Genomic DNA, 917 nt, shown 5'->3' with positions numbered 1-917 from the left:
GTTAGATGCACTAAGCACATAATTGCTCACAGCCAAACTATCAGGTCAAGTCTGCTTTTATTATTTTTAAGCGTGCATAATAAGCCCTACACAAATTGGGAGTTAGACATCATGAGCAACGCAGTGCCCGCCGAGATTTCGGTACAGCTATCACAGGCACTCAACGTCATCGAGCATCATCTGGGATCGACGTTGCTGGCCGTGCATTTGTACGGCTCTGCACTCGACGGTGGCCTGAAGCCATGCAGTGATATTGATTTGCTGGTTACTGTGACTGCACAGCTCGATGAGACTGTGCGGCAGGCTCTGTTCGTAGATTTCCTGGAAGTTTCCGCTTCTCCCGGCCAAAGTGAAGCTCTCCGTGCCTTGGAAGTTACCATCGTCGTGTACGGCGATGTTGTTCCTTGGCGTTATCCAGCCAGACGGGAACTGCAATTCGGGGAGTGGCAGCGCAAGGACATTCTTGCGGGCATCTTCGAGCCCGCGACAACCGATGTTGATCTGGCTATTCTGCTAACTAAAGCAAGGCAACACAGCCTTGCCTTGGCAGGTTCGGCCGCGGAAGATTTCTTCAACCCAGTCCCGGAAAGCGATCTATTCAAAGCACTGGCCGACACCTTGAAACTATGGAACTCACAACCGGATTGGGCAGGCGACGAGCGGAATGTAGTGCTTACCTTGTCTCGCATTTGGTACAGCGCAGCAACCGGCAAGATCGCGCCGAAGGATGTAGCTGCCAACTGGGTAATGGAACGCCTGCCCGTCCAACATCAGCCCGTGCTGCTTGAAGCCCAGCAGGCTTACCTTGGACAAGGGATGGATTGCTTGGCCTCACGCGCTGATCAGTTGACTGCGTTCATTTACTTTGTGAAGCACGAAGCCGCCAGTCTGCTCGGCTCCACGCCAATGATGTCTAA

The 917-nt window shown here is 53.0% G+C and carries 1 protein-coding gene; it reads left to right on the top strand.

Going from position 1 to position 917, the window contains the following annotated elements:
- Nucleotides 1-111: 111 nt before the first annotated feature.
- The coding region (locus OKC31_RS21625) for an AadA family aminoglycoside 3''-O-nucleotidyltransferase (RefSeq protein WP_270657747.1) at nucleotides 112-917 on the top strand (806 nt) is incomplete at its 3' end.

The sequence above is a fragment of the Aeromonas sp. Y293-4 genome, assembly GCF_027705905.1.
Classification (GTDB): Bacteria; Pseudomonadota; Gammaproteobacteria; order Enterobacterales; family Aeromonadaceae; genus Aeromonas; species Aeromonas veronii.
Note: the sequence above shows the minus strand (reverse complement) of the source record. Positions and strands in the feature narration are given on the sequence as shown.